Consider the following 4,630-nt stretch of genomic DNA (forward strand, 5'->3'; position numbering starts at 1 on the left):
ATAGTTGTGATGAGTGTTTGGTGCTTATAAATAGACTCAAACACTTGGCTATGTGCCACTAAAGGCATAAAATCTAAATAAGCATTTGTGAGGCCAGTTCAAAAAAAAATGACAATTCAACAACCTAGTCCTGTCACTGAACAATCCCTGATTCAGGATATTGCAAATATTATAGGTCAATACCGCTCAGGTACTATTAGTACAACTTATGATACGCACCATGTATCCCGCTGGGTAAATCAATTCCAACCTCATGAAAAATTTCTTGTATTGGAAGAGACTAAACGACTACTTAGAGGTAACTATATAAGTGAATCCATATTTGACTTGTTCATAGATTCTCTCTACCCATATTTGGTAAATGTTAAGCAGTTCAGTTGGTCTGATATATCTCTTTTGAGCATTCAACAAGGTGGGAATAGTCAAACAACGATGGTTAATAAGTTGACCCATAGCATGCTCTACAAACATTCATTACATACCCGTATAAACGACTTACAAGCCAATATATTTATATACCTCGATGATTTTATCTTTTCTGGTGGGCGTATTCTCCAAGACCTAAGAGCATGGATCGCTAACTCAGCACCTCAAGTATGTACACTGTTAGTAGCAACTATTGGTTATTTCAATTACGGGCAACATTATGTACAGAGGAAGCTAAATGAACTCATTAAAAATTCTAATAAAAGTATTCAATTACAATTTGTTAAGTATGACACATCTTTTACCAAAGAAAATCGCTTCTTTTTAAAAGATGATTCAGAAGTGTTCTGGCCTATGGTTAGTGCTACTCAAATTCCTGAGGTTGTTAGTTATTTAGCTAGCCAGGATCGTCCGTTCAGTTTCAGACAACCATCAAATAATCCAAACCGTACATTCTCTTCATCTAGGAGAGAGCTGTATGAAAATATTTTACTAAAATATGGGTTACAAATTATTAGCTATTCAGTAGCTCCTTCTCCCTATCTTAAGCCTCTAGGCTTTGATACTTTTGATGGGTTGGGGTTCGGTTCGACAGTTTTCACTTATAGGAATTGCCCAAACAATTGTCCGTTGGTATTTTGGTGGGGAGATCCAAATGCACCATCTTATAGTCCTCTATCCAGATGGTATCCACTATTACAAAGAGATACTTATAACTAACTTATGCAAGGTGATTTTCTCCGACAGTACGATATCAGAAATGTAGCGGCCTTTCGAAAAACTAAAGAAAAATGGGGAAGTTTGTCGAACATGGCTGCAGGTTTCCCATTGAATGTGAATGGGATTGCAATTCAAAGTTCGGAAGTGCTCTATCAAGCTTGTCGATTTCCGAGTAACCCAGACATCCAGTACGCTATCATAACTAACGGCAATCCTATGGAAGCGAAAAGGGTTGCGAGGGCCCACGAAAGTGCTACACGTGAAGATTGGCATAAACATCGCGTCTTGATAATGAAGTGGTGCTTAAGAGTTAAGCTGGCACAAAACTGGGAACATTTTTCCGGGGAATTACTGGCTACTGGAGACATGCCGATAGTAGAGCTGTCATCTAAGGATGGTTTTTGGGGGGCGATACCAGAAGATAACTTGTTATGCACCGGTGCTAATGTACTAGGGCGTCTACTAATGGAGTTGAGAGAGCAAGTTAAGTTTAATAATGCAGAACGCTTTTGGGTTGTTCCGCCGTTAAATGTTAAGAATTTTAATCTGCTTGGCCACCCTATTTTGACAGTATATAAACCAGAACAAAGAAATAGTCTTGAATCTGGTCAGCAGCAGATGTTTTAAGATCATATTTAGTCGAATAAAGACAGTAAGCAAAATACTTACTGTCTTTATATTACCGGCTGGCTTCTCCAACCAACTCTGCCACATTCGCACTTACCGCCCGCAGCCTTGAGCTAGCCAAATGTGCATAACGAGTCGAAGTTTGGGGGCTCTGATGCCCTAACAAATGCTGAACATCATAAAGCGTGGCATTACCGCTGTTGATCAGGATCGAGGCAAAGCTATGCCTGAGGTCATGAATACGAAAATTATCGGTTATACCAGCAGCTTTCTTGATTCGAGCAAATGCCTTCTTCGGATGAGCGATAGGTCTACCGGGTGCATCTCCGGCAAAGATATAGGGGTTCTTCGGTTGTTGAAATCGTCGTTGATCATGGATGACTTCCTTAGCTAAATGGTTGAGCAGGACCGTTCTCGACAGCCCCGACTTAGTGTGTGGTAGAAATAAGCTCCAGTTGCCGTCGTCGTCGACGTTAAGGCACTCCCATTTCGAACTGGTGATTTCCCCGATTCGCATCCCTGTTAGTAGCGCAAATTTCAATGCATTGGCTTGGGTGCGATTCGGTTCTTCGTTACATGCCTTGATGAAGGCAGAAACTTCTGAACGTGACAGGAACCGCTGTCTTACGTTATTTTCCTTAAGCTTCCGTATGTACTGACCGGGATTAGAATCTACGTAACCCCATTCCATTGCTAACCGGAACATACGAAGGACTAAGGAACGTAGACGGTTAACCGTTGCAGGCTTCCTACCTTCTAGTAAGCCATCCAACAATTTCTGAATGTCCTGCTGACCGATATCAGTGAGAGGTTTCTTGCCCCATTTCGGATAGAAGTGGAGCCTGAGACTACCCGCATCACTTTTAGCGGTGAGCTTGTTCATCATTGCGTAGGGTAAATAATGTAGCTCTGAGAACTCTTGGAACGTAAGAACGTTGCGCTTCTCATCACGAATTGCCTTGGGATCATTACCGAGAGCAATTTCCCGTTTATGGTCATTGGCAATCTGACGAGCAGTGTTTATATCTAATGCTGGATACTCGCCTAGTTGTATGGATTTTTTGACCGAAAAATAGGTGTACCTGAACAAGAAACGCTTCCTCCCTTGACGGTTGACGATCATCTTAAGCCCAGAACATAACTCGTCTGTATATTCCGTTTCTTTACTTTTGCTCGTCGTCGGCGTCGGTGGTAGTGAGTCGAGTTGGCGCTTATTGAATTTGAATTTTCGGGATTGCATCACAGCCTCCTTAGTCATTCTCGATGGAGAAGTATTGGCGTAATTCGGTGAGGAGTGTCTTAGGTAGCAGTAGGTAAATACCCTTACCAGAGTCCTCGACAATGCTCAGGGTAAGCACTGCTTCGTAGTCCAGATCGTCTTCGAATTCGGTGTAACTCAGTACTCGTTTTAGCATTTCGATATCGTCGACGACGGTAGAGAGTTCGGATTTCGATGTGAGGAACCAGAGTTCACATTGCAGCTCATCCCATGCTTGTTGGGTCTCTGCTTCATCGTGGAATGGTTCGGTGAGTATGGCTTTGACTTGGTCTTGCAGGGCAGTGGTGATTGGTAGGGTTGTGATTTGTTGAAGATTGGTTAGCTTAATCATAATTAACTCCACGATTATCAGTATCATAGTGTTAATATGTGTTTAATCTTATATATGGTTCGGAAGAACCTTTTCCTAGCCTTGATTGAAAGTAAGCTTGTCTACACTGTTCTTGTTAGATAAGCCTTTTCAAAATGCGCAAAAAGAAGAGTTGTTGTATGTCAAAAACAGTACTTGTAACTCCTAAAATCTTAAATGACAGTACTTCATATTGGGCTATGTTTTATTGTGCAATACTTAAAACGATTCTATACCAAAAAAATCTAACCTATGCTCTAAAAGGCTCATCGCTTCAGTCATATAGAGGAGAGCTAGAATACCCATCAAATTTTTTTAACAGTATGAAGGCGAGCGTTAGAAACCATGCTTTTGAGTATCTAATGATGGATTTTTTACGCTCTAATGATGGAAAGGGCATTAGAGCTAAACTAATAGATGAGCTGCTGGCTAGATTTGGGATTCATGGCTTCGAATATAAATTAATAAATGTGTTTAAACTTGGTGATGATTCTACTCTTTATGCGGAGATATCAGAATATGATAATCCCAAAGTAACAGTGTTTGTCCCCAATTCAACTGTAGAGTTTGAAGCAGATAAAGAACATAATGATTTAATTTTTATTTCTCCTGTCGATCAGATTGCCACTAAGTTTCGCTACTCGGATTTACTGATAATGATTTCAGATGGTGAACGAACGTTCGGATTTGTTGGTGAAGTTGAAGGTCTTCATGGAGAAAAATTACTTCAACCTGCATATTGGAATAAAAAAAACGGTATTAAAAATAACTTTACATCTTTCGCATTAGGTGCATCAGATAGAAAGAAAATATCTGATGTTAATGCTAAGGAAAATGTAGTTCTGACTACAGATGAATCTGGAAGGGTAATTGTTAACTTTTCGAACAGAAATGAGTTTATCAAATCATATGTTCAAGCTTTAAACAATATCGAGCTTTGTTTAGATGGGCATTACAAAAAGATAAATCCTACGGACGAATCTCATGAGAAAATTATTAAAATTATTACCAGTGGTTGGAAAAACAACATTCAGGGTGTTATTAATAACTTAGAAGAGCTTATAGACTATGACGTTGATATCGATGAGTTTTCTTATCAAAATTATGATAAAAACAACAAGATTGTATACAAACCGTCACCTATAGTTCAATTTAATAAATTTCACTTACATAAAATTAGTGAATAGAGAACCATAGCGTTATATATGCATTTTAACACCAACCACCAC

General features: G+C 39.5%; 5 protein-coding genes. 3 read left to right on the forward strand and 2 right to left on the reverse strand.

Annotated elements, in window-relative coordinates:
* Positions 1 to 108 precede the first annotated feature (108 nt).
* Together R7093_RS23775 and R7093_RS23780 are read left to right on the forward strand one after the other, a co-directional pair.
* The gene (locus tag R7093_RS23775) at positions 109 to 1,146 is read left to right on the forward strand and encodes a hypothetical protein (protein WP_039443277.1); all 1,038 of its coding nucleotides are present in this window, start codon (positions 109 to 111) and stop codon (positions 1,144 to 1,146) included.
* A gap of 3 nt (positions 1,147 to 1,149) precedes the next feature.
* Positions 1,150 to 1,773 (forward strand): NADAR family protein, encoded by a 624-nt coding sequence (locus tag R7093_RS23780; RefSeq protein ID WP_039443280.1) that lies wholly within the window; start codon positions 1,150 to 1,152, stop codon positions 1,771 to 1,773.
* 52 nt (positions 1,774 to 1,825) lie between these two features.
* Here the strand turns inward: R7093_RS23780 and R7093_RS23785 are convergent, their stop codons facing one another.
* Positions 1,826 to 3,013 carry a site-specific integrase gene (locus R7093_RS23785; protein ID WP_237307303.1) on the reverse strand — a complete coding sequence of 396 codons (1,188 nt, stop codon included), beginning with the start codon at positions 3,011 to 3,013 and terminating at the stop codon, positions 1,826 to 1,828.
* 10 nt (positions 3,014 to 3,023) lie between these two features.
* Positions 3,024 to 3,383: a hypothetical protein gene (locus tag R7093_RS23790; RefSeq protein ID WP_180944878.1), complete on the reverse strand. Its 360-nt coding sequence runs from the start codon at positions 3,381 to 3,383 to the stop codon at positions 3,024 to 3,026.
* Positions 3,384 to 3,541: 158 nt separating this feature from the next.
* On the opposite strand from R7093_RS23790, the gene R7093_RS23795 reads away from it, so the two are divergent.
* The gene (locus tag R7093_RS23795) at positions 3,542 to 4,588 is read left to right on the forward strand and encodes a hypothetical protein (protein ID WP_237307305.1); all 1,047 of its coding nucleotides are present in this window, start codon (positions 3,542 to 3,544) and stop codon (positions 4,586 to 4,588) included.
* Positions 4,589 to 4,630: the final 42 nt, after the last annotated feature.

Source organism: Vibrio sp. 1580 (assembly GCF_033340055.1).